Consider the following 25,315-nt stretch of genomic DNA (forward strand, 5'->3'; position numbering starts at 1 on the left):
ATCCTCACGTCGGGTGGCCGCTATCGATGGCTCAGTGTGCGCTATCCCTCACCCGGTGACCAGCACATTCGTCCTACCATCCGGTGATGAGCGAACGGCGGCGGTCAAGCGAGTCCGGCTTCCCGATCGAGGGCGTCTACACGGCGGAGCACCTGCCGGGTGATCTGGACTCCCGGCTGGGCGCTCCGGGCGAGTACCCGTACACCCGTGGGGTCTACCCCACCATGTACACCTCCCGCCCGTGGACCATGCGCCAGTACGCCGGCTTCGGCACCGCAACCGAGTCCAACGCGCGGTACCACCAGTTGCTGCGGGCCGGCACCATGGGTCTCTCCGTCGCCTTCGACCTGCCCACCCAGATGGGGTACGACTCCGACGACCCGATCGCCTCCGGCGAGGTCGGCAAGGTCGGTGTCGCCATCGACTCCATCGAGGACATGCGGCTGCTCTTCGACGGCATCCCGCTGGACAAGGTCTCCACCTCGATGACGATCAACGCGCCGGGCTCGGTGCTGCTGCTGCTCTACCAGCTCGTCGCCGAGGAGAACGGGGTGCCGGGCGTCGCGCTCAACGGCACCATCCAGAACGACATCCTCAAGGAGTACATCGCCCGGGGCACCTACATCTTCCCGCCGAAGCCGTCGTTGCGGCTGGTCGCCGACACGTTCGGCTACTGCCGGGCCGAGGTGCCGAAGTGGAACACCATCTCGATCTCCGGCTACCACATGGCCGAGGCGGGTGCCTCCCCGGTGCAGGAGATCGCCTTCACGTTGGCCAACGGCGTCGAGTACGTCCGCGCCGCGATCGCCGCCGGGCTGGCCGTGGACGACTTCGCGCCCCGCCTGTCGTTCTTCTTCGTCGCCCGCACCACGCTGCTGGAGGAGGTGGCGAAGTTCCGGGCGGCCCGGCGGATCTGGGCCCGCCTGATGCGCGACGAGTTCGGGGCGAAGAACCCGAAGTCGATGATGCTGCGCTTCCACACCCAGACCGCGGGCGTGCAGTTGACCGCCCAGCAGCCCGAGGTGAACCTGGTCCGGGTCGCGGTGCAGGGGCTGGGCGCGGTGCTCGGCGGCACCCAGTCGCTGCACACCAACAGCTTCGACGAGGCGATCGCGCTGCCCACCGAGAAGGCGGCCCGGCTGGCGCTGCGGACCCAGCAGGTGCTCGCGTACGAGACGGATCTGACCGCCACGGTGGACCCGTTCGCGGGCTCGTACGTGGTGGAGGCGATGACCGCCGAGATCGAGTCGGCGGCGGACGCGCTGATGGGCCGGGTCTTCGAGTACGGGTCGTCGGTGGACGCCATCGAGGCGGGCTTCCAGAAGCGCGAGATCGAGCAGTCCGCGTACCAGATCGCGCAGGAGATCGACTCGGGTGAGCGGGTGGTGGTCGGGCTCAACCGGTTCACCATCGACGCCGAGGAGCCGTACGAGCCGCTGCGGGTCGACCCGGCCATCGAGGCGGCGCAGGGCGAGCGGCTGGCCAAGCTGCGCGCCGGGCGGGACGGCGCGGTCGTCGAGCGGGCCCTGACCGAGTTGCGGGAGGCCGCCTCGGGGACCGGCAACGTGCTCTACCCGATGAAGGCGGCCCTGCGCGAGCGGGCCACCGTCGGCGAGGTGTGTGGGGCACTGCGCGAGGTGTGGGGCGTCTACCGCCCGACCGACCGGTTCTGAGGCCGTTCGGCACTCTTCCACGGTCGCTGTACGTGTCGAAGCGACCGTCTCCGGGTACTCCGCCCGAATGATCTCGTTGACGCACACCCTGTGCGGTCGGGGGCTGTCCGGACGTGTGAACGTCCACCGGTGCCGATCGCCGTGGGTGGTCGGGTAATTGTCGTACCGTCAGTTCATCGCGCCGACTAATGCGACAATTCGGAACGACGGGCAACGAGTTTCGACAAGATTCTCCGCCCGCAACCCCGATTACGCGTTGTAGGAGGTGGGGGGTGGATGGCTGCGTATGAACGCGATCTACCTGCTGTCCCGCCCGTCTACGGGCACTCCAACCAGGGCATACGTGACGCTGCGCGGTCCGATCATCACCGGAACGAGGTTGCGCAGAGTTACCGTCGGGGGTCTACGCTGTCTGCTGTCCCCGATGATCCATCCATTTCTAGTGATCGAGAATTCGACGTGACGAGTGCGTTGACTATGCCGACCGGCGAGCAATTGGCGTCGTCCTGGCCCGAGATGCCACCGACCGGTGGCCAGCCCCTGCCGTCCGAGCTGGACCATCTGCTCGCCCTCCGGGTACCGGGCCTGATCGCCACGCGCCGTCACATTCACGCGCATCCGGAGCTCTCCGGTTCGGAGTTCGACACCGCGGCCCTGATCGCCCGGGAACTCACCCTGGCCGGGCTCAGCCCCCGCATGCTGCCCAAGGGCAACGGGGTCATCTGCGACGTCGACGGCCGCCCCGACGGGCCGGTGATCGCGCTGCGCGCCGACATCGACGCGCTGCCGCTGACCGACGTCAAGGACGTCCCGTACCGCTCCACCGTGGACGGGGTCTGCCACGCCTGCGGGCACGACGTGCACACCACGATCCTGCTCGGCGTCGGCATGCTGCTCGCCCAGCTCGCCGACCTGGGCGAGCTGCCCGGCCGGGTCCGGTTGATCTTCCAGCCGGCCGAGGAGATCCTGCCCTGCGGATCGCTCGAAGTGATCGAGGCGGGCGGCCTGGACGACGTGGTGCAGATCTTCGCCCTGCACTGCGACCCGAACCAGCCGGTCGGCAAGGTCGGCCTGCGGGTCGGGCCGATCACCGCCGCCGCCGACAACGTCACCGTCCGGCTGACCGGACCGGGTGGGCACACCGCCCGCCCGCACCTGACCGTCGACCTGGTCGACGCGCTCGGTCGGCTGATCACCGAGGTGCCCGCGCTGATCAGTCGCCGGGTGCCGGCCAACAGCGGGCTGCTGCTGGTCTTCGGGCACGCCTCCGCCGGCACCCGCTACAACGTCATCCCCTCCGAGGCGTCCGCCTCCGGCACGCTGCGGGTGATGGACCGGGACGCCTGGGAACAGGCCCCGAAGATCGTCACGCAGGTGGTCCGGGACGTGATCGCCCCGACCGGGGCCACGGTCGACCTGGAGTACCTGCGGGGACGCCCGCCGGTGTGCAACGACGCGGCGGCCATCAACGTGCTGACCTCGGCCACCGTCGCCGCGCTCGGCCCGGAGGGCGTCGCCGAGACCCCGCAGAGCATGGGCGGTGAGGACTTCTCCTGGTATCTGGAGTACGTCCCCGGCGCGCTGGCCCGGCTCGGGGTCGGCCGCTCCGGGCCGAACGTCGACCTGCACCGGGCGTCGTTCGACGTGGACGAACGGGCCATCCCGGCCGGCGTACGACTCATGGTGCAGACCGCGCTCCAGGCACTGACGGCGGTTCGCTGACCGACGACGACCTCGGGCCGACCCCGGGTGGTGGCGGAGTGCCGACCGGCGCGACCGGCGCCGGCTCGGGGCGGACCCGGTGGCGTCGGCGACGGTTCAGCCACCACAGCGCCGCCAGCGGTACGCCGAGGACCAGCAGCCAGGGCAGCACCGCGCCGAGTACGGTGAGCAGCACCGTCATCGAGGTGAGGAAGACCGTCCAGCCTCCGCTCAGCCCGGCCAGGAAGCCGATCTCCCGCTCATCGTCGGGGGCGCTGGCGTCCGGACCCACCAGGCTGACGGTGATCGTGGAGAGCGCGGTCAGGTCGGCCAACCGGCGCTTCTTCGCCTCCAGCGAGGCGAGGTCGGCCTCCCGGCGGGCCAACTCGTTCTCCAGGCTGATCAGGTCGGTGATCGACTCGGCCCGGTCGAGCAGCCGACGCGCGCTCTCCACCCGGGCCCGCTGGGTGGCGATCCGCGCGTCGAGGTCGACGGTCTCCTCGGTGACGTCCTCGGTGTCGATCTGTCGGCGTTCCTGCCGACCGAGACCCGCCAACTCCTCGACCACCGGATAGAACCGGTCCGCCGGTACCCGCAGCGTCAGCTCCGCCACCGCGTCCGCGTCCGAGCTGCGGCGCTGGTCACCGCCGACGAAGCCGCCGGCCCGGGTGGCCGCGTCGGACGCCGCCCGCGCGGCGGCCTCCACGTCGTCCACCTTGACCCGGATCGACCCGGTGTAGACGATTGACCGCTGGTCGACCCGGGTGTCCGCCGCCGCGCCGGCACCACCTCGCTGATCCGCCGGTCCGGGCCGCTCACCCACCGGACCGGCGCCGTCCACCGCCTGCGGCGCGGCGACGCGGCCCGCCTCGTCGGAGGTCGCCGCCTGGTCGCCACCGCTGCCGCTGCCGCAGCCGGTGACCACCAGCAGCATCACCAGCGCAGTCATTCCCGTCGCCGCGTGACGGCGGGTTCTCCTCGGTGTCATCAACGTTCCCTTCCTCTGCCCGGAGCGGGTGATAGCTCGGACGTCGCGCGCTGTCCCCCGGGTTCCGGCAGACTGCGCTCAGGACGGTCACGATTCGATATGGGAGGCATCACGATGCGGATCACCAAGTACGCCCACTCGTGCCTGCGGGTCGAGCACGACGGGGGAGTGCTGGTCGTCGATCCGGGCGTGTTCAGCGAGGCCGCCGTGGCACTGGACGGGGCCGACGCGGTCCTGATCACCCACGAGCACCAGGACCACGTGGACGCCGAGGCGATCAACCGACAACTCGCCCGGCGGCCGTTCGACATCCACGGACCGGCCTCGGTGGCCGGAGCGCTCGGCGACGCGGCCGAGGCGCTGCGCCCGGTCACCCCCGGTGACGCGTTCACCGCCGCCGGTGTCCCGGTCCGCGCCTACGGCGGGCGGCACGCGGTCATCCACCCCGACATCCCGCTCGTCGACAACCTCGGCTACCTGCTCGACGAGGTGGTCTACCACCCCGGTGACGCGCTGTTCGTGCCGGACGACATCCAGGTCGACACGCTCTTCGCGCCGATACACGCGCCCTGGTCGAAGTTCTCCGAGGTGGTCGACTTCATCCGGGCGGTGTCCCCGCGCCGGGTCTACGCGCTGCACGACGCCCTGCTCAACACCAACGGCCTCGCGGTGCTCGACCGGCAGTACACCGCCCTGTCCGGCAGCGAGTACCAGCGGCTGGAGCCGGGCAGCCGGATCGACGGCTGAGTCGATGCCCGAACCCCCGTCCGACCCGGTGGCGCAGCTCTACCGCACGCCGCCGGACCGGTTCGTCGCCGCCCGGGACGCCGCGGTGGCGCAGGCCCGGCGCGCCGGGGACGGGCGGGGAGCCCGCGAGATCGCCCGGCTGCGCCGCCCCACGGTGGCCGCCTGGCTGGTCAACCTGCTCGCCATCGAGCGTCCCGACCTGGTCGGCGACCTGGCGCAGTTGGCCGACGCGCTACGCGACGCCCAACGCGAGTTGCGCGGCCCGCGCCTGCGGGAACTGTCCGCGCAGCGGCGGTCCGTGGTCTCCGCCCTGGTCGCCGAGGTGCGCCGGCTCGCCGCCGACGTGCCGGGGGCGCCGTCGGCCGGCAAACTGCCGCTGGCCGAGGTCGAGGCGACCCTGAACGCGGCCCTCGCCGATCCCGGCGTGGCCGAGCAGGTGCGGTCCGGTCGACTGCTCCGCCCGGCCCACTACGCCGGATTCGGCGAGGTGCCCCGACCACAGTTGCGGCTGGTGACCGGCGGGGAGGAGCCGCCCGCACCGGCGCGGACCGCCGGTCGTCCGGACCGCAGCGCCATGCGGGCCGAACAGGCCCGCCGGGCCGCCCGCGCCGAGCTGGCCCGCCGCCGCACGGCGCTCGAGAAGGAGCTGGTCCGGGCACGTACCGACCGGGAACGGGCCGAGACGGACCTCGACGCGGCGCAGTCCGCCGAGCACGACGGCACGGCCGCCCTGGACGCGGTGGAGACCGAACTGGCCGAGCTGGAACGCCGTCGGGCCGTCGCCGAGCAGGAACTGAGCCGGTCCCGACTGGCCCGCCGGGCCGCCGAACGGGCCGTCGCCGTCGCCCGGCGACGCGCCGGAGAGGTGGAGGCCGCGATGGAGGCATTGACCGCCGAGGAGGAGGATGCCGACCGGGACGCGGGCGCGGCAGACTGATCCGTCATGGACGGACCCTCGGTCGGATCCTTCGTGGACGGCCCCCCGGGCGGCGGCGCACCGGGCGGGACGGCATGACCCCGGAACAGGTGGCGGCGGCCAGCAAACCGGCGGTGCTCGCGCTCGGTGAGGCGTACGGCCGGTGCCCGACCACGCTGCGCCGGGCCCGGCTGCTCGGCATCTCCGGCTGGGCCTTCTACATCACCGGACGGGCCGGGGCACTCGGTGACGTACGCGCCGAGACGGTCGCCGCCGCGCTCGGGTTCGTCGCCCCCGACGCCGTCGCCGACGGCTGGGACGCCGCCGCCCGCACCGTACGCCCGACCGAGGTGGCCGCCGCCAGCCTCGCCGAGTGCCGCCGCTGGGGCGAGGAGCGGCTGACCGCCCTGCCTCGCGCCGACCGGCTCGCCACGCTCGTGGAACGGACCGTCGCGGCGGCCGACGCCAGCGCCATGCCGCTCTTCGCCGCCTGGCGGGCCGTGCCGTCCGGGCCGGGCGGCCCGGGTGCCCGGGCCGCCGCCGGGCTGCGACTGCTCCGCGAGCACTTCACCGGCGCGCACCTGGTCGCCGTACGGGCCTGCGGCATGACGCCACTGGAGGCGGTGCTGGCCGGGCCGGAGGGGGAGAGCGGGGCGGTGGCCTGCGGGTGGCCGCCGCCGTACCCGCCGGTCGGGCCGCTGGTGCGTCGCCGGCTCTGGGCCGAGGCGGTGACCGACCGCCTGGTCGCGCCCGCCTTCGCCGCGCTCGGTCCGGCCGACGGCGCCGAACTGGTCGAGTTGTTGACCGAGGCGCGGGCGCACACGCAGTGCTGACCGCAGGTGCGCCGGCGGTGACCGGCGTCCGGCTCGGCGGGGGTGCCGGGCGGGACGCCGCCGGTCGGTAGCAGACTGGGGGTGTGGGAGACGCGCTAGGCCGACGCCGTGCCGGTGGGGCGGGACCGCAGCTCGACGACGTAGTCGTCCGGCGCGCCCGCCTTCTCGGCGGCGTTCGCGATCTCCGAGACGTACCACGAGGTGGGCAGGCCGCCCTCGTAGCCGTCGAAGACGTAGACCCAGGCCGTCACGTCGCCGTCGAGCGTCGAGACGCGGACGGTCAGCTTCCGGTACGTGCCGGCGGTGACGCCCTCGATCTCGTCGAGCTGGGCCGCGTCGTACGGATGGATGTCGTAGAGCGCCACGAACACCCGGTCGCCGGGCGATTCGACGACGGTGCTGACGGCGCCCTCCCAGCCGATGACGTCCTCACCGGCGAAGGTGAGCCGCCAGCCCTCCAGCCAGCCGATGCCCACCATGGGGGAATGCGGGCAGTAGGCACGCATTCGGGCAGGGTCCAGGTTCGAGCCGTAGGCGGCGTAGAGACGCACGGCGATGACGATAGCCCGGCGGGCGGGTGGGGGAGAATACGACGGTGCGTGTCGGACGCGTCGGGGAGAAGAAAGTCACTGTGAGCATGGACGAAGGGCGGTCGTGGTGAGCCAGATCGTGATCATCGGCGGGGGGCCGGCCGGTTACGAGGCCGCGCTGGTCGCCGCGCAACTGGACGCCGACGTGACCGTGGTGGAGGCCGACGGCGCGGGCGGTGCCTGCGTGCTGTCCGACTGCGTACCGTCGAAGACGTTCATCGCCAGCTCCGAGGTGGTGACCGGATACCGCGACACCGAGGTGTTCGGGGTGCACTCCGACGGCCTGGAGGCGGTCACCGTCGACGCCCGGGCGGTCCACGAGCGGGTCAAGCGGCTCGCCCTGGCGCAGTCCTCCGACATCCACGCGAAGCTGCTCAAGGCCGGCGTCACCTTCGTCTCCGGGCGGGCCCGGCTGGGCGAGGACACCCTCGGCCACACCCACCGGGTGATCGTCACGCCGGACGGCGGCGAGGCACCGTACTCGATCAGCGCCTCGACGGTGCTGGTCGCCACCGGCGCCACCCCGCGCCAACTGCCCACCGCCGTGCCCGACGGTGAGCGCATCCTCACCTGGCGGCAGGTGTACGACCTGCCCGACCTGCCCGAGCACCTGATCGTGGTCGGCTCCGGGGTGACCGGCGCCGAGTTCGCCAGCGCCTACCTGGCGATGGGCGTCGAGGTGACCCTGGTCTCCAGCCGGGACCGGGTGATGCCGCACGAGGACGCCGACGCGGCGCAGGCGATCGAGCGGGTCTTCCGTGCCCGGGGCATGAGCATCCTGAACAACTCCCGCGCCGAGGGCGTCCGCCGGACCGACGACGGCGTCGAGGTCGTCCTCTCCGACGGTCGCAAGGTGTACGGCTCGCACGCGCTGATCGCGGTCGGCTCGATCCCCAACACCGAGGAGCTGGGCCTGGCCGAGTACGGCGTGACGCTGGCCCGGGGCGGGTACGTGACCGTGGACCGGGTCTCCCGCACCAACGTCCCCGGCATCTACGCGGCCGGTGACTGCACCGGGGTCCTGCCGCTGGCCAGCGTCGCCGCCATGCAGGGCCGGATCGCCATGTGGCACGCGCTCGGCGAGGCGGTCCGGCCGCTGCGGCTGCGGACCGTCTCGGCGAACGTCTTCACCGACCCCGAGCTGGCCACCGTGGGTGTGTCGCAGGACGAGATGGACGCCGGCAAGGTGCCGGCCCGCCAGGTGATGCTGCCGCTGGCCGGTAACGCCCGGGCGAAGATGGACGAGGTGGCCGACGGGTTCGTCAAGCTGTTCTGCCGCCCGGCCAGCGGTCAGGTCATCGGTGGTGTGGTGGTGGCGCCGAAGGCGAGCGAGTTGATCCTGCCGATCACCATGGCGGTGGAGAACAACCTCACCGTCAACGAGCTGGCCCAGACCATCACCATCTATCCCAGCCTCTCCGGCTCGCTCACCGAGGCCGCCCGCCAGCTCATGCTGCACGAACTGGAGTAGCCGCCCCCACCCTGCCTCCGGCGGTGGCCAGGACGGTGAGCAGGGCCACCTCGGCGAGGATGAGGGCGCGCTCGATCAGGCCGTAGTACGCGCGGTCGCCGGGGTAGGCGGACCAGACCATCGCGGCGGCGAGCAGCAGGCTGGCGATGGTCAGCGTGCGCAGCAAACGGGCGGTGCGGGCGGTGGCGGGCAACTGCGTGGCGATCAGCCAACCGGCGAGCGGCAGAGCCAGGAAGGCGACCACCGAGGCGTACCGGTGCACGTAGGCGGCGGTGCCCATCTCGGTGCCGGGCGGGTTGGTCGGGACCAGCCCGGCCAGTAGCAGCCCACCGGCCCAGGCGGCGAGCAGGACCTGGGCCGTGCCGAGGCGACCGCGACCCGTACCGGTCGGGGCCCCGGATCGGCGCAGTCCCAGGACGAGCCCGGCGGACGCCACCGCGAGGGTGAGCATGGCGAGGTGGATGGCCCCGCCGGACTCGGAGACGGCGTAGTCGCTGACGGTGAGGCTCAGCGGGTCCAGGTCCTCGACACCCGCGTGGCCGATCACGGCGAGCAGGGCCGCGAGGGCGATGCCGCCGAGCACCAGCGTCGCGCTGTTCCGGGTTGCAGGCATGGCTCAGCCTGTCGCGGCGGGCACCTCAGACGGATCCGGGACGAGCACCGAAATCCGTCCTCGGGGACACCCCGAGTGGCGATCCGGCTTTCCCCGGTGAGCGGCCTCGGGGTGCCTGTCACCTCTGTCCGGTCACCGGGTGAGTTGACCGGAACATACCGAGAGTGACGGAGTGTCCGACATCACCCCGCCGGCCGTGGGCGCTGGTGACCAGCCGCACCGTCCCCCGCGTCGGGGGCGACGGGCACCTTTCGGCGCCACTACCAGGGAGATCGGGCAGGGTCGTCGCCGATCGATGGTCGCGGGATCGGCTCAGGGACGCGTACCGTTGTCCGCGCGCGGCCCAGCGGGCGCCGGGTCCCCCGTTCCTGGCGCCTGGGTCGCCGCCGGGCCGCTGGCAGGTCCCGTGCCAGCGGCCCGGCCACTCTCGTCCGCCCGCCAGCGTCGATGACGGGGTGAGAACCCGGCGGCGTGACCGGTCACGGCCCGACGGCGACCGCGATGGCGGCGGCGAGGAAGACGACCTGGAGTGCGGTACGGACGCCGAGCGGGGTGACCGGGCGCCCGGCCAGGGTGAGTCCCCGGCGCGCGGCCGAGACGTTCGCCGGGAACATCGCCAGCATCAGCACGGCCAGTCCGGCAGCGGCCCAGCGGGCGGTGGCCGGCACCAGCAGCCCCGCCGCGCCCGCGAGTTCCAGCACGCCGGTCACCGTGACCAGCAGGTCCGGTCGGGGCAGTCGGGGCGGGACCATCTCGATCAGGTTGCGTCGCCGGCCGGTGAAGTGTGCGATCCCGGTCAGCACGAACATCACGGCCAGCCCGACCCGCAGGGCCGGATGCCAGCCGTCGAGCACGGAAATCCCGACCAGGCCGGCCAGTCGGGCGAGCGCGGTGCCCGCCACCAGGGCGATCAGCGGAGCCATCGGTACCTCCTCGAAAACCAATCTTGTCGCCGACAAGATTGGCTCGCGATGGCGCATCTTGTCAATGGCAAGATACGATCGGGTGATGACCGGCACCCGCGGCTACCACCACGGCGACCTGCCTCGCGCCCTGCTCGCCGCAGCGGAGGAGGCGATCAGGGAGTCGGGCCCGGCGGCGCTGAGCCTGCGGGACCTGGCCCGACGTGCCGGCGTCTCGCACGCCGCCCCGGCCCACCACTTCGGCGACCGGGCCGGCCTCTTCACCGCGCTCGCGGTGCAGGGCTTCGACCTGCTCGCCGAGGCGCTGGAATCGACCGGCGGCGAACTGCTCGACCTCGGCGTGGCGTACGTCGACTTCGCCGTGCGGCACCGGGCCCACTTCGAGGTGATGTTCCACCCCGATCTCTACCGATCCGATGCCGCCGAGGTCCGGGCCGCCCGTGACCGTGCCGGTGCCGCACTGCATGCCGGGGTGACGGCACTGTCCGCCGCTCCGACGGACGTCGGCGACGGGCGGGGCGGCGTGCACGGGCCGCTCGGCGACGCCCTGGCCGCATGGTCGATCGTGCATGGCTTCGCCACGCTCTGGCTGGCCGACGCGCTACCACCCGGTGTGGGTGACGACCCGCGAGAGGTTGCCCGGACGGTGATCGGGCGCCTCTTCGCCCCGGCGGCGGACCCCGGCTGACCGGACGCCGGCCGTCACCAGCTCGTCGGCAGCGGCATCCCCTCGGTGTAGCCGGCGGTGCTCTGCACCCCGACCAGCACCCGCTCGTGGAACTCGTCCAGGTTCCGGGCTCCGGCGTAGGTGAAGGCACTGCGTACGCCCGAGATGATCTCGTCGATCAGGTCCTCCACCCCCGGCCGGGTCGGGTCCAGGTACATCCGGGCCGACGAGATGCCCTCCTCGAAGATCGCCTTCCGGGCCCGGTCGTAGGGGCTGTCCTCGGCGGTCCGGGCGCTGACCGCGCGCGCCGAGGCCATCCCGAAACTCTCCTTGTACCGCCGGCCGTCCTCGTCCGTGTACAGGTCGCCGGGCGACTCGTAGGTGCCGGCGAACCAGGAGCCGACCATCACGTTCGACGCCCCGGCGGCCAGCGCCAGCGCCACGTCACGCGGATGCCGTACCCCGCCGTCGGCCCAGACGTGCCGGCCCAGCTCACGGGCCGCCGCCGCACAGTCCAGCACCGCCGAGAACTGCGGCCGACCCACCCCGGTCATCATCCGGGTGGTGCACATCGCGCCCGGTCCGACACCCACCTTGACGATGTCCGCACCGGCCGCGACCAGGTCGCGTACGCCGTCGGCGGTGACCACGTTGCCGGCCGCCACCGGTACGCCCGGGTCCAGGCCCCGCACGGTCCGCAACGCGCTGACCATCCGCTCCTGGTGGCCGTGCGCGGTGTCCACGACCAGGGTGTCCACCCCCGCCTCCAGCAGCGCCGACGCCTTGCCCGCCACGTCACCGTTGATGCCCACCGCCGCCGCGATGCGCAACCGCCCCAGGGCGTCCACCGCAGGCCGGTAGAGCGTCGCCCGCAGCGCGCCCGGCCGGGTGAGCACCCCGACCAGCCGCCCCTCGCCGTCCACCACCGGGGCCAACCGCCGCCGCGCGGTGCTCAGCCGGTCGAAGCCGGTACGCGGATCCGCGTCCACCGGCACCGTGTGCAGATCGGCCGACATCACGTCACGCAACTGGGCGAACCGGTCCACCCCGACCGTGTCCGCCTCGGTCACCACCCCCATCGGGCGGCGCTCCTCGTCGACCACGATCACCGCACCGTACGCCCGCTTGGGCAGCAGGTGGATCGCGTCGCCGACGGTGTCGGTCGGGCCGAGCGCGATGGCCGTGTCGTGCATCAGGTGCCGCTGCTTGACCCAGGCGACGACCTCGGCCACCACCTTGATCGGGATGTCCTGGGGGATCACCGCGATCCCGCCGCGCCGGGCCACCGTCTCGGCCATCCGTCGGCCGGCGACCGCCGTCATGTTCGCCACCACCAGCGGGATCGTCGTACCCGTGCCGTCGCCGGTGGACAGGTCGACGTCGAGTCGGGAGCCCACCTCCGACCGGGCCGGGGCCATGAAGACGTCGTTGTAGGTCAGGTCGTACGCGGGTGTCGCGCCATTGAGGAACCGCACCCGGCCATCATTCCCTCAGCCCAGCAGCAGCGCGACCGCTACCACCACCATCACCAGCGCGATAACGCCGTCGAGCACCTGCCAGACCCGGGCCCGGGCGAGCAGCGGCGCGAGCCGGTACGCCCCCGCGCCGAGCGCGCTGAACCAGACGACACTGGCCACCGCCGCGCCGAGACCGAACAACCACCGGTGCGGCTGCTGCTGCGCGATGCCGCCGAGCAGCAACACGGTGTCCAGGTAGACGTGCGGGTTGAGGTAGGTGAAGGCGAGGCAGGCCAGCAGCGTCGCGCCGAGCCGGGCCGGGGGCCGCTGAGCCGGTGTGAGCGTGCTCGGCCGCCACGCGCGGCGGGCGGCCAGGGCCGCGTACCCGAGCAGGAAGGCCGCCCCGCCCCAGCGGATCGCGGTGAGCAGGTCGGGTCGGGCCGCCACCATCGAACCCACCCCGGCGATACCCACCCCGATCAGCAGGGCGTCGGAGATCGCGCAGGTCAGCACGACCGGCACCACGTGTTCCCGGCGTAGTCCCTGACGGAGTACGAAGGCGTTCTGCGCGCCGATGGCGACGATGAGGGCGATGGAGAGGGAGAAACCGGCGACGACGGAGGTGAGCACGCCGCCGACGGTAGGAGCACCGGGACGGATCAGTCCAGCTAAAGATTCTTCATCCGGTTAAGCTCAGCTGCATGGGCGGTCTGGACTCCACCCAGCTCCGTACGCTCGCCGCAGTCGTCGCCGAGGGCAGCTTCGAGGCGGCGGCGCGGCTGCTGCACGTCACCCCCTCGGCGGTCAGCCAGCGCATCAAGGCACTGGAGGAGGCCGTCGGGCAGGTGCTCGTCCGGCGGCACCGTCCCTGCGACGCCACCGAGGCCGGGCGACCGCTGCTGCGCCTGGCCGGGCAGCTCGCCCTGCTCGAACGCGAGGCGCTGGCCGATGCCCGGGGACCGCTCGGCGGCGATCGGGACCGGACCCGGATCGCCATCGTGGTCAACGCCGACTCGCTCGCCACCTGGTTCCCCGCCGCCCTGGCCCGGCTGCCCGACCAGCCGGAACTCTCCTTCGACCTCCGGCAGGACGACCAGGACCACACCGCCGTCCTGCTCCGCGACGGGGTGGTGACCGCCGCCGTGACCGCCCAGCGTGAGGCGGTGCAGGGCTGCCGGGTGCGGCGTCTCGGCGCGCTGCGCTACCGGGCGCTGGCCGCGCCGTCGGTGGCCCGACGGTGGTTCGCCGACGGCCTCACCCGGACTGCTGCCGCCGCCGCGCCGGTGGTGGTCTTCGACCGCAAGGACCGGATCCAACACCGTTTCCTGCGTAGCGTGACCGGGCACGCGCTCGACCCGCCGGTGCACTACGTGCCGTCGGTCCCGGCGTTCAACGAGTCGATCCGGCTCGGCCTCGGCTGGGGACTGGTCGCCGAGCAGATCGCCGACGCGGACGTGGCCGCCGGTCGGTGCGTCGACATCGCTCCCGGTCGGGTGCTGGACACCCCGCTCTACTGGCAGCACTGGCGACTCGACGCACCGGTGCTGACCGCGCTCACCACCGCCGTCTGTGCCGTCGCCGCCGAATCCCTGCGCTGAGATGTAAGGAGGGGTCCCCTGCTAACGCCTCGCGTATAGCAGGGGACCCCTCCATACACCCGGCACTGCCTCAGCCGATGGTGCAGATGGCGGCACCGGCGGTGATCACCGCGCCGACCTCGGCGGCGAGCCCGCTGACCGTGCCCGCCTTGTGGGCGTGCAACGGCTGCTCCATCTTCATCGCCTCCAGCACCACGACCAGATCGCCCTCGGCCACGGTGTCCCCGTCGGCGACCGCGATCTTGACGATGGTGCCCTGCATCGGGGAAGTGAGCGCGTCACCGCCCGCCGCCGCGCCGGCCGTGGCGCCACCGCCCCGACGGGCGGGCTTCTTCGCGGTCGGAGCGGCACTCGCCGTACCCGCGCCGAGCCCGGCCGGAAGACTGACCTCCAGCCGCTTGCCGCCCACCTCGACCACGATCGTCTCGCGCTCGGCCGGAGCGTCCGCGCCGTCTGCGACAGCGGTGAACGGCGGAACCGTGTTGTCGAACTCGGTCTCGATCCAACGGGTGTGCACCGCGAACGGCTCGGCGGTGAACGCCGGGTCGCGGACCACCAGGCGGTGGAACGGCAGCGCGGTGGCCATCCCCTCGATCACCATCTCGTCCAGCGCACGCCGGGCCCGCTCCAGCGCCTCGGTACGGGTCTCCCCGGTGATGACGACCTTGGCGAGCAGGCTGTCGAAGTTGCCGCCGATGACGTCGCCGGCCGAGATGCCGGTGTCCACCCGTACGCCGGGACCGGTCGGCAGACGCAGCACGGTCACCGTGCCGGGCGCGGGCAGGAAGCCGCGACCCGGGTCCTCGCCGTTGATCCGGAACTCGATGGAGTGCCCGCGCGGTGTCGGGTCCTCGGTGAGCCGCAGCTTCTCCCCGTCGGCGATGCGGAACTGCTCGCGGACCAGGTCGATGCCGGCGGTCTCCTCGGTCACCGGGTGCTCCACCTGGAGCCGGGTGTTGACCTCCAGGAAGGAGATGGTCCCGTCGTTGCCGACCAGGTACTCCACCGTCCCGGCACCGTGGTAGCCGGCCTCCCGGCAGATCGCCTTCGCGCTCTCGTGGATCTGCGCACGCTGCTCGGCGGTGAGGAACGGCGCCGGTGCCTCCTCGACCAGCTTCTGGTGCCGGCGCTGCAACGAGCAGTCCCGCGTGCCGGCGACGATCACGTTGCCGTGCTGGTCGGCCAGGACCTGCGCCTCGACGTGGCGCGGCTGGTCCAGGTACCGCTCGACGAAGCACTCGCCCCGACCGAAGGCCGCGACCGCCTCCCGGGTGGCCGACTCGAACAGGTGCGGGATCTCCTCCATGGTGCGGGCCACCTTCAGGCCGCGCCCGCCGCCACCGAAGGCGGCCTTGATGGCCACCGGCAGACCGTGGTCGACGGCGAAGGCCATCACCTCGTCCGGGCTGGCCACCGGATCCGGGGTGCCGGGCACCAGGGGAGCACCGGCCCGCTGGGCGATGTGCCGGGCGGTGACCTTGTCACCGAGGTCGCGGATCGCCTGCGGGGTGGGACCGATCCAGGTCAGACCCGCGTCGATGACCGCCTGGGCGAAGTCGGCGTTCTCGGAGAGGAAGCCGTACCCGGGGTGCACCGCGTCCACGCCGGCCCGAGCGGCGACGTCGATGAGTTTGTCGATGCGGAGGTAGGTATTCGCAGCGGTGTCGCCCTCCAGGGCGTACGCTTCGTCGGCGAGCGTGGCGTGCAGGGCATCCCGGTCGGAGTCCGCGTACACCGCGACACTGCCCAGGCCGGCGTCCTGGCAGGCGCGGATGACCCGGACGGCGATCTCGCCCCGGTTGGCGATGAGTACCTTGCGCACCTTGGTGGCTCCTCCCGGCGGGTTTCTGCCGGGGAGTTTATAGCTCACCGTGGTGCCCCGAACGATCGCTAAGTGTGGGATGACGCACTGTCCGGCCAGGTCGTGGGCGGCGTGGTGTCGGACCCATGTGGTGGAGTGCCGTGACGATGGTGGCCGGAGTGCGGCCATGAGCGGGGAGTGGAAATGATCGAGACCAGAGGGTTGCGGAAGTCGTTCCGCAGCCGGGCCGGTCGGGAGACGAAGACCGTCGAGGCGGTACGCGGCGTCGACCTGAACGTCCCGGCCGGTGAGATCTTCGGGTTCCTCGGCCCGAACGGCGCCGGTAAGACCACCACGTTGCGGATGCTCGCGACACTGATCGAGCCGGACGGCGGCGAGGCCACCATCGCCGGTGCCGACCTGCTGAAGAACCCGGGCGAGGTGCGCCGCCGGATCGGCTACGTCGCCCAGGGCGGCAGCACCTGGGACGAGTCGACCGCGCGTGAGGAACTGGTGCTCCAGGCCCGGATGTACGGCATCGGCAAGGCCGAGGCCCAGCGTCGGGCGGTACGCGCGCTGGAGGCGTTCCAGCTCACCGAGTTCGCCGACCGCAAGTGCAAGACGTACTCGGGCGGCCAGCGGCGGCGGGTCGAGATCGCGCTCGGCATCATCCACGAGCCGAAGATCGTCTTCCTGGACGAGCCCACCACCGGGCTCGACCCGCAGAGCCGGGCGCACATGTGGGACGAGATCCGGCGGCTGCGGACCGACGGCATGACCGTCTTCATCACCACGCACTACCTCGACGAGGCCGACGCGCTCTGCGACCGCATCGCGATCATGGACCACGGCGAGGTGGTCGCCGAAGGTACGCCGACCGACCTCAAGCGGGAGATCTCCGGTGACATCGTGCTGGTCGGCCTCGACCTCGTGGCCACCGGTGAGGCGGAGAAGCTGCTCGACGGCGAGGAGTACGTGAACCGGTTGGAGAGCCTGGAGGAGGGCGGCCTGCGCCTCTTCGTCGACGACGGTGCGACCGCCATCCCGCGGATCCTGCGCCGGGTCGACGGCGCCGGTCTCGACCTCAGGTCGATCGAGCTGCACCGCCCGAGCCTCGACGACGTCTTCCTCACCAAGACCGGCCGCTCGCTGCGCGAGTCCTGACCCGACCAGGAGAGAGTCCCATGAAGCTCGCCCGCGACACCTGGCTGATCTTCCAGCGGCAGTTCCACCTGCTGTTACGTAACCCCGTGTGGGTCTTCGTCGGCGTCTTCCAGCCGGTGATGTATCTACTCCTGTTCGCCCCGCTGCTCAAGCCCGCGCTGAACGCGCCGACCCAGGCCGAGGCGTACAAGATCTTCGTACCCGGCCTGCTGGTGCTGCTGGCCATCTTCGGCGGCCTGTTCCAGGGCTTCGGCCTGATCGCCGAGCTGCGCGCCGGAGTGATCGAACGCTCCCGGGTCACCCCGGTCAGCCGACTCGCCCTGCTACTCGGCCGCTCACTACGCGACGTGGTGTCGCTGATGGTCCAGGCGGTCATCATCACCCTGCTGGCGCTCCTGTTCGACCTGCGGGTCTTCATCGGCGACCTGCTGCTGGCATACCTGATGCTCGCCCTGATCGCGCTGATGACCTCGGCGGTCAGCTACGGCGTCGCGCTCAAGGTGAAGAGCGAGGACGCGCTGGCCCCGCTGATGAACACGGTCGCCCAGCCGGTGCTGCTGCTCTCCGGCATCCTGCTCCCGCTCGCCTTCGCACCCGGTTGGTTGCAGGGCGTCGCCAAGTGGAACCCGTTCTCCTGGGCGGTGGACGGCACCCGCGCCCTGTTCAACGGCGACATCGGCAACGACCGCGTCTGGCAGGGGCTGACCATCATCGCGATCCTGGCCGCCGCCGGGGTCTACTGGGCGGCCCGCCAGTTCGCCCGCAGCGTCCGCTGACGCTTGCGGTGAAAGGAAGGGCACCCTGTTAACGCCTGCGGTAGAGCAGGGTGCCCTTGTTAACGCCCGCAGGTACCACCCGGCTGACGCCCATCGGACGCCGGCACCGGCTCGAACGCCCTGCCCGACAGCGGCGACGACCGGTGCCGGCGTACCGGTCAGTGCACCCGGGCGAGCGTCAGACCGTCGGCGATCGGCAACATCACCGCGTCCACCCGCACGTCGGCGAGCACGTCGTCGTTGAACGCCGCGATCGCCCGGTCGGCCTCGCTCTCCGGCGCGACCACCCGACCGTGCCGCAACACGTTGTCCACGGCGATCACACCGCCCGGCCGCATCCGGGGCACCAACTCGTCCCAGTACAGCGGATAGCTGGTCTTGTCGGCGTCGATGAAGGCGAAGTCCAGGTACCGCTCGTGCGGCAACTCCCGCAGTGTCTCCCCGGCCGGGCCGATGCGCAGCTCGATCCGGTCGTCCACACCGGCCCGCGCCCAGTACCGGCGCGCGATGCCGGTGTACTCCTCGGAGATGTCGAAGCAGGTCAACCGTCCACCGTCGGCCAGCCCCCGGGCGATCGCCAGCGAGGAGAGCCCGGTGAACGTACCCACCTCCACCGCGTTGCGAACTCCGAGCAGCCTGGTCAGGAACGTCAGGAAGGCGGCCTGCTCCGGCGCCACCTGCATGGAGGCGTGCTCCGGCAGCACGGCGAGCGTCTCCTCGGCCAGGTCGCGGACGATCTCGTCCGGCGGCGCGCCGTGCGCGACGAGGTACGCGTGCAGCTCGTCGGTGAGCGGAATCGACTTGAGCGTCATGCCCGGACGCTAGCCGAGCGGCTCGACGGTCTGGTTGCCGGGCGCGACTTTCGTCCACAAATCGGTGATCTGTAGGTCCAACTGGGCGAGCAGCCGCCGCAGCAGCGGCATGGACAGCCCGACGACCGTCCCCGGATCGCCCTCGATCCGCTCCACGAACGCCCCACCCAACCCGTCGATCGTGAACGCGCCGGCCACCGCGAGCGGCTCGCCCGTGGCCACGTACGTGGCGATCTCCCGGTCACTGATGTCGGCGAAGTGCACCACCGTGGAAGCCACCGCCTCGGCCCGACGCCCGCCCACGACGTCGATGAGACAGTGGCCGCTGTGCAGCACACCGCTGCGTCCCCGCATCCGCTCCCACCGCCGGGTGGCGTCGGCCGCGTCATCGGGCTTGCCGAAGATCTCACCGTCGAACGCGAGCACCGAGTCGCAACCCAGTACCAGCGTCCGCTGGCCGTCACCGGGCCGCAGCCGGGTCAGCACCGCCTCCGCCTTGAGCCGGGCCAACTCCAGGCAGAGATCCTCCGCCCGATCGGTCACCACCAGACTCTCGTCGACACCACTGACCAGCACGTCCGGCTCGATGCCGGCGGCCTGCAGGGTCTTACGGCGGGCAGGGCTCGCCGAGGCGAGCACGAGGCGGAGCGGAAGCGCATCAGACACGCGCACGACGGTACCGCCCCCCGACGCCAGGACCCGTCAGCGGCTGACGCGTGGCGGCGGGTCGCCCGAACGCCGTCGCCGCCGGACCCACCACAGCCCACCGGCCCCGACCGCCAGCAGCACCGCCAGCGTCACCAGGCCGCGCACCGCCGCACCGTCCTCATCGGCCTCAGGACCCCCGGCCCGCGTCGTGCTCGGCGAGGGCGTGCCCGTCCCGCTCGGCCCGAAACCCCTCGGCGGTACGTCTGCCGTCAGCGCCGCCACCAGATCGATCACGCCGTACCCGTACTGGTCGTCTCGTCCGGGAGGCCCCTTGTCGATCGCGGTCGCAGTCAGTCGGTGGGCCACCTCGTCCGCAGGCAGATACGGATACTTGGCCCGAACCAACGCCGCCGCACCAGCAACGATGGCAGTAGCTCCCGAAGTTCCTGTCCCTGCTCGGTATCCGCCGTCGAAGTTGGTGCTGTAAATATCGACTGCCGGTGCGACAACGTCAATCTCGCGTCCAGACACCGATACCGCAGCACGCTCGCCGTCTTGCGCGACTCCCCCCACGGCAACCACTTCTGGATAGGCTGCGGGGAAGCCCACGGCCTTGTCTTCTGGCATATTTCCTGCGGCCGCGACTATTACAACGTCGGCTTGCTTCGCCAACTGAATAGCCTTCTGAACGCCTATATCTGGACCGCCAGTGGAAGAGATGCTTATAACATCGGCGCCGTTGCTAACTGCATAGTCGATGGCGTGAGCCAGCTCTTGAGCCGTGCCCTCCTTCCCGATCGATTTGAAGCGGACTGGAAGTACTGCGGCTTCGGGTGCAATTCCGAGAGTTCCTCGGTTCGAGGATTTGCCATGCGCGGCGATTAGGCCCGCCATTGCCGTTCCGTGACCGTCTGTATCCTGCCAGCCGTTTCTGCTGCTATCGTCGAGAAGATCCACGCCGGGCAAAAGGTTCCTGCGAAGATCTGGGTGTGGCGCAACGCCGGTATCCAGTACCGCGACTAAAACTCCTTTCCCGCGGCTGATCGAGTGCGCCTGGCTGACGGCAAGATAATCAAGGTGTCGCTGAAGGCTGCGGATCTGTCCTGCGTCCGGCTCTGAGGAGCGGACTAGCAAGTAGCTGGACGTTGGTGTCATGGTTGTGGCAAGTAGCAACGCCGCTAGCATTGCCCGATTGCCTATGCTCACCGATTCAGACCAATGGCTGGCCCCGGGTCGATAGGGCCTTCGTCGTCTGGCGGACGCACAACAGGGTTGACGCCTTGATCGGTTTCCCAGGGATGTTCTGGGTCCCAGTGGCGGGGCTGCTTCGGCCCGGGGCCGGCTGAACGGTCTGGCGGTCCGCGATGCCCGCGCGCGACTGATATCCCCGAGTGTGGAGAGCCGCCGTAGGGAGGGAACATGTGGCCGGCGCCGAAACCTCTTCCGCTACCGGGGCGAGAGCCAGCTCCGCCAGTGGGGGCCGTGCCGGCCGCGCCACCGCCGATCACGCCGCCGATTGGATTAACCCCATGCGGCTGGCTGTATCCTGGTGCGTTCTGGCCAATGCCAGAAAGTGGAGTTCCACCAATTATCCCCCTGGGTGGTATTTGGCGTGGTGGCGCGTTTGGGGTGCCCATATTCGGTTGTTGTGCTTGGCTAGGGTGCACGTGCCTTGGCCCGCTGATAATGGGATGCGTGGCGGATGGCGCTGAGGGCAAGGGCTGGACGTCCATGCCAGGGGCGACTGCTGACGACGTGGCTGGTGGCGTCGGGTTTGCTGGAGTCAGGGGCGAGTTAGCGTTTCCTAGCACCGGCCCCAGGTTAACGCCTCTGGGTGTCGCTACCGACCGCGACAGCCGTCGCTGTTGAGCGGTGCCTGGAGTGTCTGATGTGCGTGTAGACACAGGAACGATGGCCGGAATTGCCGGTGGCCAAAGAATGCCATCGACTACGGGGACCCCAGTCGCTGGCTGATCCCTGGCGGGCTGCCCGCGAACGGTCGGCGGGGGTTGGCGGAGGGTTACCTGGGCCTGCTGGAGGTCGCTGCTGAGGCCGTACATGATGCCGCGCGCCTTGACGTTCAACTGTTCCAGGTCGGCCTCGGTGACCGGCGGTTGACTGTTGCGGCTCCCGGCGACTGCTTTGGGATCGGCGGCGGTCTGTTCCCATCCGCGCTTCTGTCGGAGCTTGTCCGCGTACTCGTCGTGGATCTTCTTGAGTTCGTCGCGGGTGCTGGTGAGGGCCTGGGTGGCGGCGGCGAGTGCGGTCTGGTTGGCGCTGGCGGCGTCGTGGGTGCGTTGTACCTGCGCGATCAGGTCGTCCATCTCGGCGAGGTAGGCGCGGGCGGCCTCGTTGGTCTCGGGGGGCCAGGCGTGGGCGAGGCGTTGGCGGTACGTCCGGAGGCGGTGGAGGTGTTGGTCGGCCAGCTCGGAGATCTTGCGCCAGCCGGCGACGTGCCGCCAGTGGTTGTCGGGGTGGTGGTCCTGGAGGCAGGCCCACATGTCGGCCACGTTCATCAGGTACCAGTCGGTGAGGCCGCCGCTGCGGCCTACTCCCGGGTCTCTCACGGCAGCATCACCGGCCCGTGGTTGTCGGGGCCGGTCGGATTGGTGGGCGACGGGGAGGGTGTGGGCTGGGCGGGTTCGTCGCCGGGCCGCCCGAGTGCCTGCTGGACGTCGGCGACGCGCGCTGCGGAGAAGGCGTCGGTGTCGGCGTAGCGGTCGGCCACCTGTCTGGCGGCGTGCGCCAGGTGGCCGGTGGTGTGACCGAGGCCCCAGACGGTGTTCGTGGTGGCCTGCTGTGTCTCCCAGTGTGCTCGCATGAACTGCACCAGTTCGATGAAGGCGTCCGCCGGATTCGGCACCTGGGCGAGCATGTCGTCCGCGATGCGGGGCAGGTGTGGCGCATAGTTGCCGTCCACCTCGGCGCGGAGCATGTCGGCGAATTCCCGCATCTGGCGGATGTCCGCCTCGACGCCACGGTGACCGCCTGACCAGGGCGCTTGTCGACCATCCTCAGGGATCATCGGCCCTCCAAACTGTAACGGCCCGGTTCCCCTCTGTGAGGTTAATCCTTGGCCGCCTCCCCGGCAGCCCCGATTGCCGTCAGTGTGGTGCCGAGCGCGGGTCAGCGGGGCAGGCCGGAGGTGCGCCAGGCGCCGCTGCCCGGCAGCAGAGCGGCACCCACCGGTCGGGCGCTGCGGGCCCAGACGGAGACCGGGGCGGCGGCGGGCGCGGGCACCGGGCGGGAGCGTACGACGATCGCGCCCACCAGCGCGGCCAGCTCCTCGGCGGTCGGCACGCCGCGGACGACCCGGAACAGCGGCTCCTCGACAGACATGGACCCCAGCGTACGCGCTCGTGAACTCGACCTCCGGCACACAGTGGCGTGCCGACGGTGTGAGCGTCAGGGCTGCCGGGTACCGTCTCTGCGATGTCTGAGCCTTCCCCCCAACTCGTCGCCGACCGGTACCGGCTCCTCTCGCCGCTCGGTCAGGGCGGCATGGGTCGGGTATGGAAGGCGCGCGACGAGGTGCTGCACCGCGACGTGGCCATCAAGGAGTTGGTCCCGCCGCCGGGCCTGACCAACGACGAGCGCCGCGAGATGCGCGAACGCTCGCTGCGGGAGGCGCGGGCCATCGCCCGCCTCAACAACATCAACGTGGTACGCATCTTCGACGTGCTCCGCACCGACGGTGACCCGTGGATCGTGATGGAGTACGTGGCGTCCCGCTCGTTGCAGGACACCATCGCCGAGGACGGGCCGGTGTCGGCGGCGCAGGCGGTGCAGATCGGGCTCGGTGTGCTCAACGCCCTGAAGGCGGCGCACAAGGCCGGCATCATGCACCGCGACGTCAAGCCCGGCAACGTGCTGCTCGGCACCGACGGTCGGGTGGTGCTGACCGACTTCGGCCTGGCCACCATCCCCGGCGACCCGAACGTGACGCGCACCGGCATGGTGCTCGGCTCCCCGGCGTACATCTCGCCCGAGCGCGCCCGGGACGGCACCACCGGCCCGGAGGCGGACCTGTGGTCGTTGGGCGCCACGCTCTATGCCGCCGTGGAGGGCAAGTCCCCGTTCGCGCGCCCGTCGGCGATCAGCACGTTGGCCGCGCTCGCCACCGAACCGGTGCCCCCGGCCCGTAACGCCGGACCGCTCAAGCAGGTGCTCGCCGGGCTGCTCCGCAAGAATCCCGAGGAGCGGATCACCGCCGAGTCGGCCGAGCGGATGCTGCGGCGGGCCAGCGGTAAGCGGAGTCGGGGCATCTCACTGCTCGACGGCGTACGCCGACCGGGGCCGAACGGGCCGCGTGAACCGCGTCAGCCGCTGGTGCCCGCGCCGCGCCCGTCGGGGGAGCGGCCCACTCCGCCGGTCACCCCGCCCGGACCCCGTACGCCACCGGCCGTGGGTCCGCTCGCGGCGGGCGCTGCCGCAGCCGGAGCGGCCACCTCCGGTCCGTCGGGCTCCGGTGCGATGGCCGGAAAGCCGCCGGTCTCCGACGCCGCGCCGACGGCGAAGGTCGCGGCGCCCACCGGCGCGAGCGCCGATCCGACCACGAAGGTGGACGCCGACCTGACCGCGAAGGTCGATGCTGGTCAGGTCGCGGACCCGACGACGAAGGTGGACGCGGCGTCGACCGCCGGTGCGGAGTCGGCGTCGGGTACGGACGCGGCGTCGTCCGCGTCGGACACCGGCCCGGCTGCCGGGTCCGACACGTCCGCCACGGACACTGCGACGGGCCGCGACGACGACTCGACCGGCCAGGTCGACGAGGGCACCACCCCGGCCGGTACGCCGACGACGCCCGACGGTTTCGACGCGACCGTGCTGTCCGCCACGACCAGCGGGGCAGCCGCCGCATCGGCCGACGTCACCAAGGTCGACGGTCCCGCTGCGGAGGCGAGCGCGCAGGCCGACGCGAGCGGGACGACCGACCGGCCCGGCTCGGGCGAACCGACCCGTCGGGTCGATCCACCGGCTCCCGCGAAGGCCGCCACCCCCGTCGCGCCCGCCTCGACCTCGTTGATGCCGTCGGCGCCGGTGAGCCCGGCGGCACCGGCTCGCGGTTCGGTCTTCAAAGCCGGCCAACTGCGATCCGAGCGCACCCGCCGGGCCGTGCTGGTCGGCGCGCTGGTCGCGCTGCTGCTCGTCGGCCTGGTGGTGGCGGTTCCGCTGCTCACCAGCGGTGACGGCGACGGCGACGGCACCCCGCAGGGTGCGGCGGGCACCTCCGAGTCGTCCGCGCCGCCGACCTCGGCGCCGGCCGCGCCACCACCGACCTCCGCCGCACCACCGAGCGACTCCCCGTCGCCCTCGCCCACCCCGTCGGAGAGCGCCGCCGGTGGCATACCCGAGGGGTGGACGCTGCGGAACGACCCGGTGGGCTTCAAGGTGCTGGTGCCGGAGGGCTGGCGGCGCAGTTCCGGCTCCACCTGGGTCAAGTACCGGGACCCGAACGGTGTCAGCGAGCTGACCATCGACCGCACCGACACGCCCCAGCGGGACGCCGCCGCCACCTGGCGGCAGCTCGAACCGGGCCGGAAGAACGTCCGTGGCGTGCAGAACTACCGGCGGATCAACATCAGGACGATCGACTGCAAGTGGCGGACCTGCGCCGACTGGGACTGGTACCAGACCCGCAACGGGGTCGAGCTGCGGGTGCGCAACCGGGGCTTCGTCACCGCCAGCAACCGGGGCTTCGCCCTGCGCTGGGAGGTGCCGAACAGCGAGTGGGACGCGCAGTTGCCGAACTTCGAGACGGCGTTCCGCGAGTTCGTGCCGGACCGTCAGGACTGAGGGCGACCGGCAGCAGGGCGGTCGAGACGAGGCATGACCGTCCGTCGTTCGGGGTACCTGATCTCGAAGGACGGAAGGGAGGCCCGAGATGGGTTACCGACCAAGGGATGCCCGAACCCGACTGACACTGTGGACGAGCGC

23 protein-coding genes are annotated in these 25,315 nt (G+C 71.6%); 11 read left to right on the plus strand and 12 right to left on the minus strand.

Annotated elements, in window-relative coordinates; genetic code table 11:
* Window positions 1-86: 86 nt before the first annotated feature.
* Together ACIBMZ_RS11145 and ACIBMZ_RS11150 are read left to right on the plus strand one after the other, a co-directional pair.
* On the plus strand, window positions 87-1,673 hold the full coding sequence (locus ACIBMZ_RS11145; protein WP_396692512.1) for a methylmalonyl-CoA mutase: 1,587 nt from the start codon (window positions 87-89) through the stop codon (window positions 1,671-1,673).
* A gap of 459 nt (window positions 1,674-2,132) precedes the next feature.
* The gene (locus ACIBMZ_RS11150; RefSeq protein ID WP_396692514.1) at window positions 2,133-3,395 is read left to right on the plus strand and encodes an amidohydrolase; all 1,263 of its coding nucleotides are present in this window, start codon (window positions 2,133-2,135) and stop codon (window positions 3,393-3,395) included.
* Here ACIBMZ_RS11150 and ACIBMZ_RS11155 read toward each other — a convergent pair.
* Window positions 3,352-4,323 carry a DUF4349 domain-containing protein gene (locus tag ACIBMZ_RS11155; protein WP_396692516.1) on the minus strand — a complete coding sequence of 324 codons (972 nt, stop codon included), beginning with the start codon at window positions 4,321-4,323 and terminating at the stop codon, window positions 3,352-3,354. The two genes, ACIBMZ_RS11150 and ACIBMZ_RS11155, sit on opposite strands and share 44 nt — an antisense overlap.
* A 153-nt stretch (window positions 4,324-4,476) precedes the next feature.
* Between ACIBMZ_RS11155 and ACIBMZ_RS11160 the strand changes: the two genes are divergently transcribed.
* The 3 genes from ACIBMZ_RS11160 to ACIBMZ_RS11170 all read left to right on the plus strand — a co-directional run bounded on the left by ACIBMZ_RS11160 (window position 4,477) and on the right by ACIBMZ_RS11170 (window position 6,858).
* Window positions 4,477-5,109, plus strand: coding sequence for an MBL fold metallo-hydrolase (locus ACIBMZ_RS11160; protein WP_396692518.1), 633 nt, complete (start codon window positions 4,477-4,479; stop codon window positions 5,107-5,109).
* Between the two features lie 4 nt (window positions 5,110-5,113).
* Window positions 5,114-6,046, plus strand: coding sequence for a hypothetical protein (locus ACIBMZ_RS11165; protein ID WP_396692520.1), 933 nt, complete (start codon window positions 5,114-5,116; stop codon window positions 6,044-6,046).
* Window positions 6,047-6,120: 74 nt separating this feature from the next.
* The gene (locus ACIBMZ_RS11170) at window positions 6,121-6,858 is read left to right on the plus strand and encodes a hypothetical protein (protein WP_396692522.1); all 738 of its coding nucleotides are present in this window, start codon (window positions 6,121-6,123) and stop codon (window positions 6,856-6,858) included.
* A gap of 95 nt (window positions 6,859-6,953) precedes the next feature.
* Here ACIBMZ_RS11170 and ACIBMZ_RS11175 read toward each other — a convergent pair whose 3' ends face one another.
* Entirely contained in the window at window positions 6,954-7,409 is a 456-nt protein-coding gene (locus ACIBMZ_RS11175) for a gamma-glutamylcyclotransferase (RefSeq protein ID WP_396692524.1), read from the minus strand.
* A gap of 106 nt (window positions 7,410-7,515) precedes the next feature.
* On the opposite strand from ACIBMZ_RS11175, the gene ACIBMZ_RS11180 reads away from it, so the two are divergent.
* The gene (locus ACIBMZ_RS11180) at window positions 7,516-8,919 is read left to right on the plus strand and encodes an NAD(P)H-quinone dehydrogenase (RefSeq protein ID WP_396692526.1); all 1,404 of its coding nucleotides are present in this window, start codon (window positions 7,516-7,518) and stop codon (window positions 8,917-8,919) included.
* Here the strand turns inward: ACIBMZ_RS11180 and ACIBMZ_RS11185 are convergent.
* Both ACIBMZ_RS11185 and ACIBMZ_RS11190 read right to left on the minus strand, forming a co-directional pair.
* On the minus strand, window positions 8,897-9,532 hold the full coding sequence (locus tag ACIBMZ_RS11185; protein ID WP_396692527.1) for a DUF998 domain-containing protein: 636 nt from the start codon (window positions 9,530-9,532) through the stop codon (window positions 8,897-8,899). The genes ACIBMZ_RS11180 and ACIBMZ_RS11185 overlap by 23 nt on opposite strands.
* Before the next feature lie 479 nt (window positions 9,533-10,011).
* Window positions 10,012-10,455, minus strand: a complete 444-nt coding sequence (locus ACIBMZ_RS11190; RefSeq protein WP_396692528.1) for a DoxX family membrane protein — start codon at window positions 10,453-10,455, stop codon at window positions 10,012-10,014.
* Window positions 10,456-10,540: 85 nt separating this feature from the next.
* Between ACIBMZ_RS11190 and ACIBMZ_RS11195 the strand changes: the two genes are divergently transcribed.
* Complete coding sequence (locus ACIBMZ_RS11195; RefSeq protein ID WP_396692530.1) at window positions 10,541-11,143, plus strand: TetR/AcrR family transcriptional regulator; 603 nt, start codon at window positions 10,541-10,543, stop codon at window positions 11,141-11,143.
* A 14-nt stretch (window positions 11,144-11,157) separates the two neighbouring features.
* On the opposite strand, the gene ACIBMZ_RS11200 is transcribed toward ACIBMZ_RS11195, so the two are convergent.
* Together ACIBMZ_RS11200 and ACIBMZ_RS11205 are read right to left on the minus strand one after the other, a co-directional pair.
* Entirely contained in the window at window positions 11,158-12,597 is a 1,440-nt protein-coding gene (locus tag ACIBMZ_RS11200; protein WP_396692532.1) for a GuaB1 family IMP dehydrogenase-related protein, read from the minus strand.
* A gap of 15 nt (window positions 12,598-12,612) precedes the next feature.
* Window positions 12,613-13,209, minus strand: coding sequence for a LysE/ArgO family amino acid transporter (locus ACIBMZ_RS11205; RefSeq protein ID WP_396692533.1), 597 nt, complete (start codon window positions 13,207-13,209; stop codon window positions 12,613-12,615).
* A gap of 71 nt (window positions 13,210-13,280) precedes the next feature.
* On the opposite strand from ACIBMZ_RS11205, the gene ACIBMZ_RS11210 reads away from it, so the two are divergent.
* Window positions 13,281-14,177: a LysR family transcriptional regulator ArgP gene (locus ACIBMZ_RS11210; RefSeq protein WP_396692535.1), complete on the plus strand. Its 897-nt coding sequence runs from the start codon at window positions 13,281-13,283 to the stop codon at window positions 14,175-14,177.
* A gap of 70 nt (window positions 14,178-14,247) precedes the next feature.
* Here the strand turns inward: ACIBMZ_RS11210 and ACIBMZ_RS11215 are convergent, their stop codons facing one another.
* A complete protein-coding gene (locus tag ACIBMZ_RS11215; protein ID WP_396692537.1) occupies window positions 14,248-15,999 on the minus strand; it encodes an acetyl/propionyl/methylcrotonyl-CoA carboxylase subunit alpha in 1,752 nt (583 codons plus the stop codon).
* Window positions 16,000-16,182: 183 nt separating this feature from the next.
* On the opposite strand from ACIBMZ_RS11215, the gene ACIBMZ_RS11220 reads away from it, so the two are divergent.
* Both ACIBMZ_RS11220 and ACIBMZ_RS11225 read left to right on the plus strand, forming a co-directional pair.
* Window positions 16,183-17,142: an ATP-binding cassette domain-containing protein gene (locus ACIBMZ_RS11220; protein ID WP_396692539.1), complete on the plus strand. Its 960-nt coding sequence runs from the start codon at window positions 16,183-16,185 to the stop codon at window positions 17,140-17,142.
* Window positions 17,143-17,162: 20 nt separating this feature from the next.
* Window positions 17,163-17,918, plus strand: a complete 756-nt coding sequence (locus ACIBMZ_RS11225) for an ABC transporter permease (RefSeq protein ID WP_176092558.1) — start codon at window positions 17,163-17,165, stop codon at window positions 17,916-17,918.
* Between the two features lie 158 nt (window positions 17,919-18,076).
* Here ACIBMZ_RS11225 and ACIBMZ_RS11230 read toward each other — a convergent pair whose 3' ends face one another.
* The 5 genes from ACIBMZ_RS11230 to ACIBMZ_RS11250 form a co-directional block, all read right to left on the minus strand.
* Complete coding sequence (locus tag ACIBMZ_RS11230) at window positions 18,077-18,730, minus strand: O-methyltransferase (RefSeq protein ID WP_396692541.1); 654 nt, start codon at window positions 18,728-18,730, stop codon at window positions 18,077-18,079.
* A 9-nt stretch (window positions 18,731-18,739) separates the two neighbouring features.
* Complete coding sequence (locus tag ACIBMZ_RS11235) at window positions 18,740-19,396, minus strand: Maf family protein (RefSeq protein WP_396692543.1); 657 nt, start codon at window positions 19,394-19,396, stop codon at window positions 18,740-18,742.
* 36 nt (window positions 19,397-19,432) lie between these two features.
* A complete protein-coding gene (mycP, locus tag ACIBMZ_RS11240; protein WP_396692747.1) occupies window positions 19,433-20,563 on the minus strand; it encodes a type VII secretion-associated serine protease mycosin in 1,131 nt (376 codons plus the stop codon).
* Window positions 20,564-21,941: 1,378 nt separating this feature from the next.
* Complete coding sequence (locus ACIBMZ_RS11245; RefSeq protein WP_396692545.1) at window positions 21,942-22,331, minus strand: hypothetical protein; 390 nt, start codon at window positions 22,329-22,331, stop codon at window positions 21,942-21,944.
* A gap of 173 nt (window positions 22,332-22,504) precedes the next feature.
* Entirely contained in the window at window positions 22,505-22,717 is a 213-nt protein-coding gene (locus ACIBMZ_RS11250) for an acyl-CoA carboxylase subunit epsilon (RefSeq protein WP_396692547.1), read from the minus strand.
* A gap of 93 nt (window positions 22,718-22,810) precedes the next feature.
* On the opposite strand from ACIBMZ_RS11250, the gene ACIBMZ_RS11255 reads away from it, so the two are divergent.
* Entirely contained in the window at window positions 22,811-25,174 is a 2,364-nt protein-coding gene (locus tag ACIBMZ_RS11255; protein WP_396692549.1) for a protein kinase, read from the plus strand.
* Window positions 25,175-25,315: the final 141 nt, after the last annotated feature.

It is taken from the genome of Micromonospora sp. NPDC049900 (genome assembly GCF_044461025.1).
Classification (GTDB): Bacteria; Actinomycetota; Actinomycetes; order Mycobacteriales; family Micromonosporaceae; genus Micromonospora.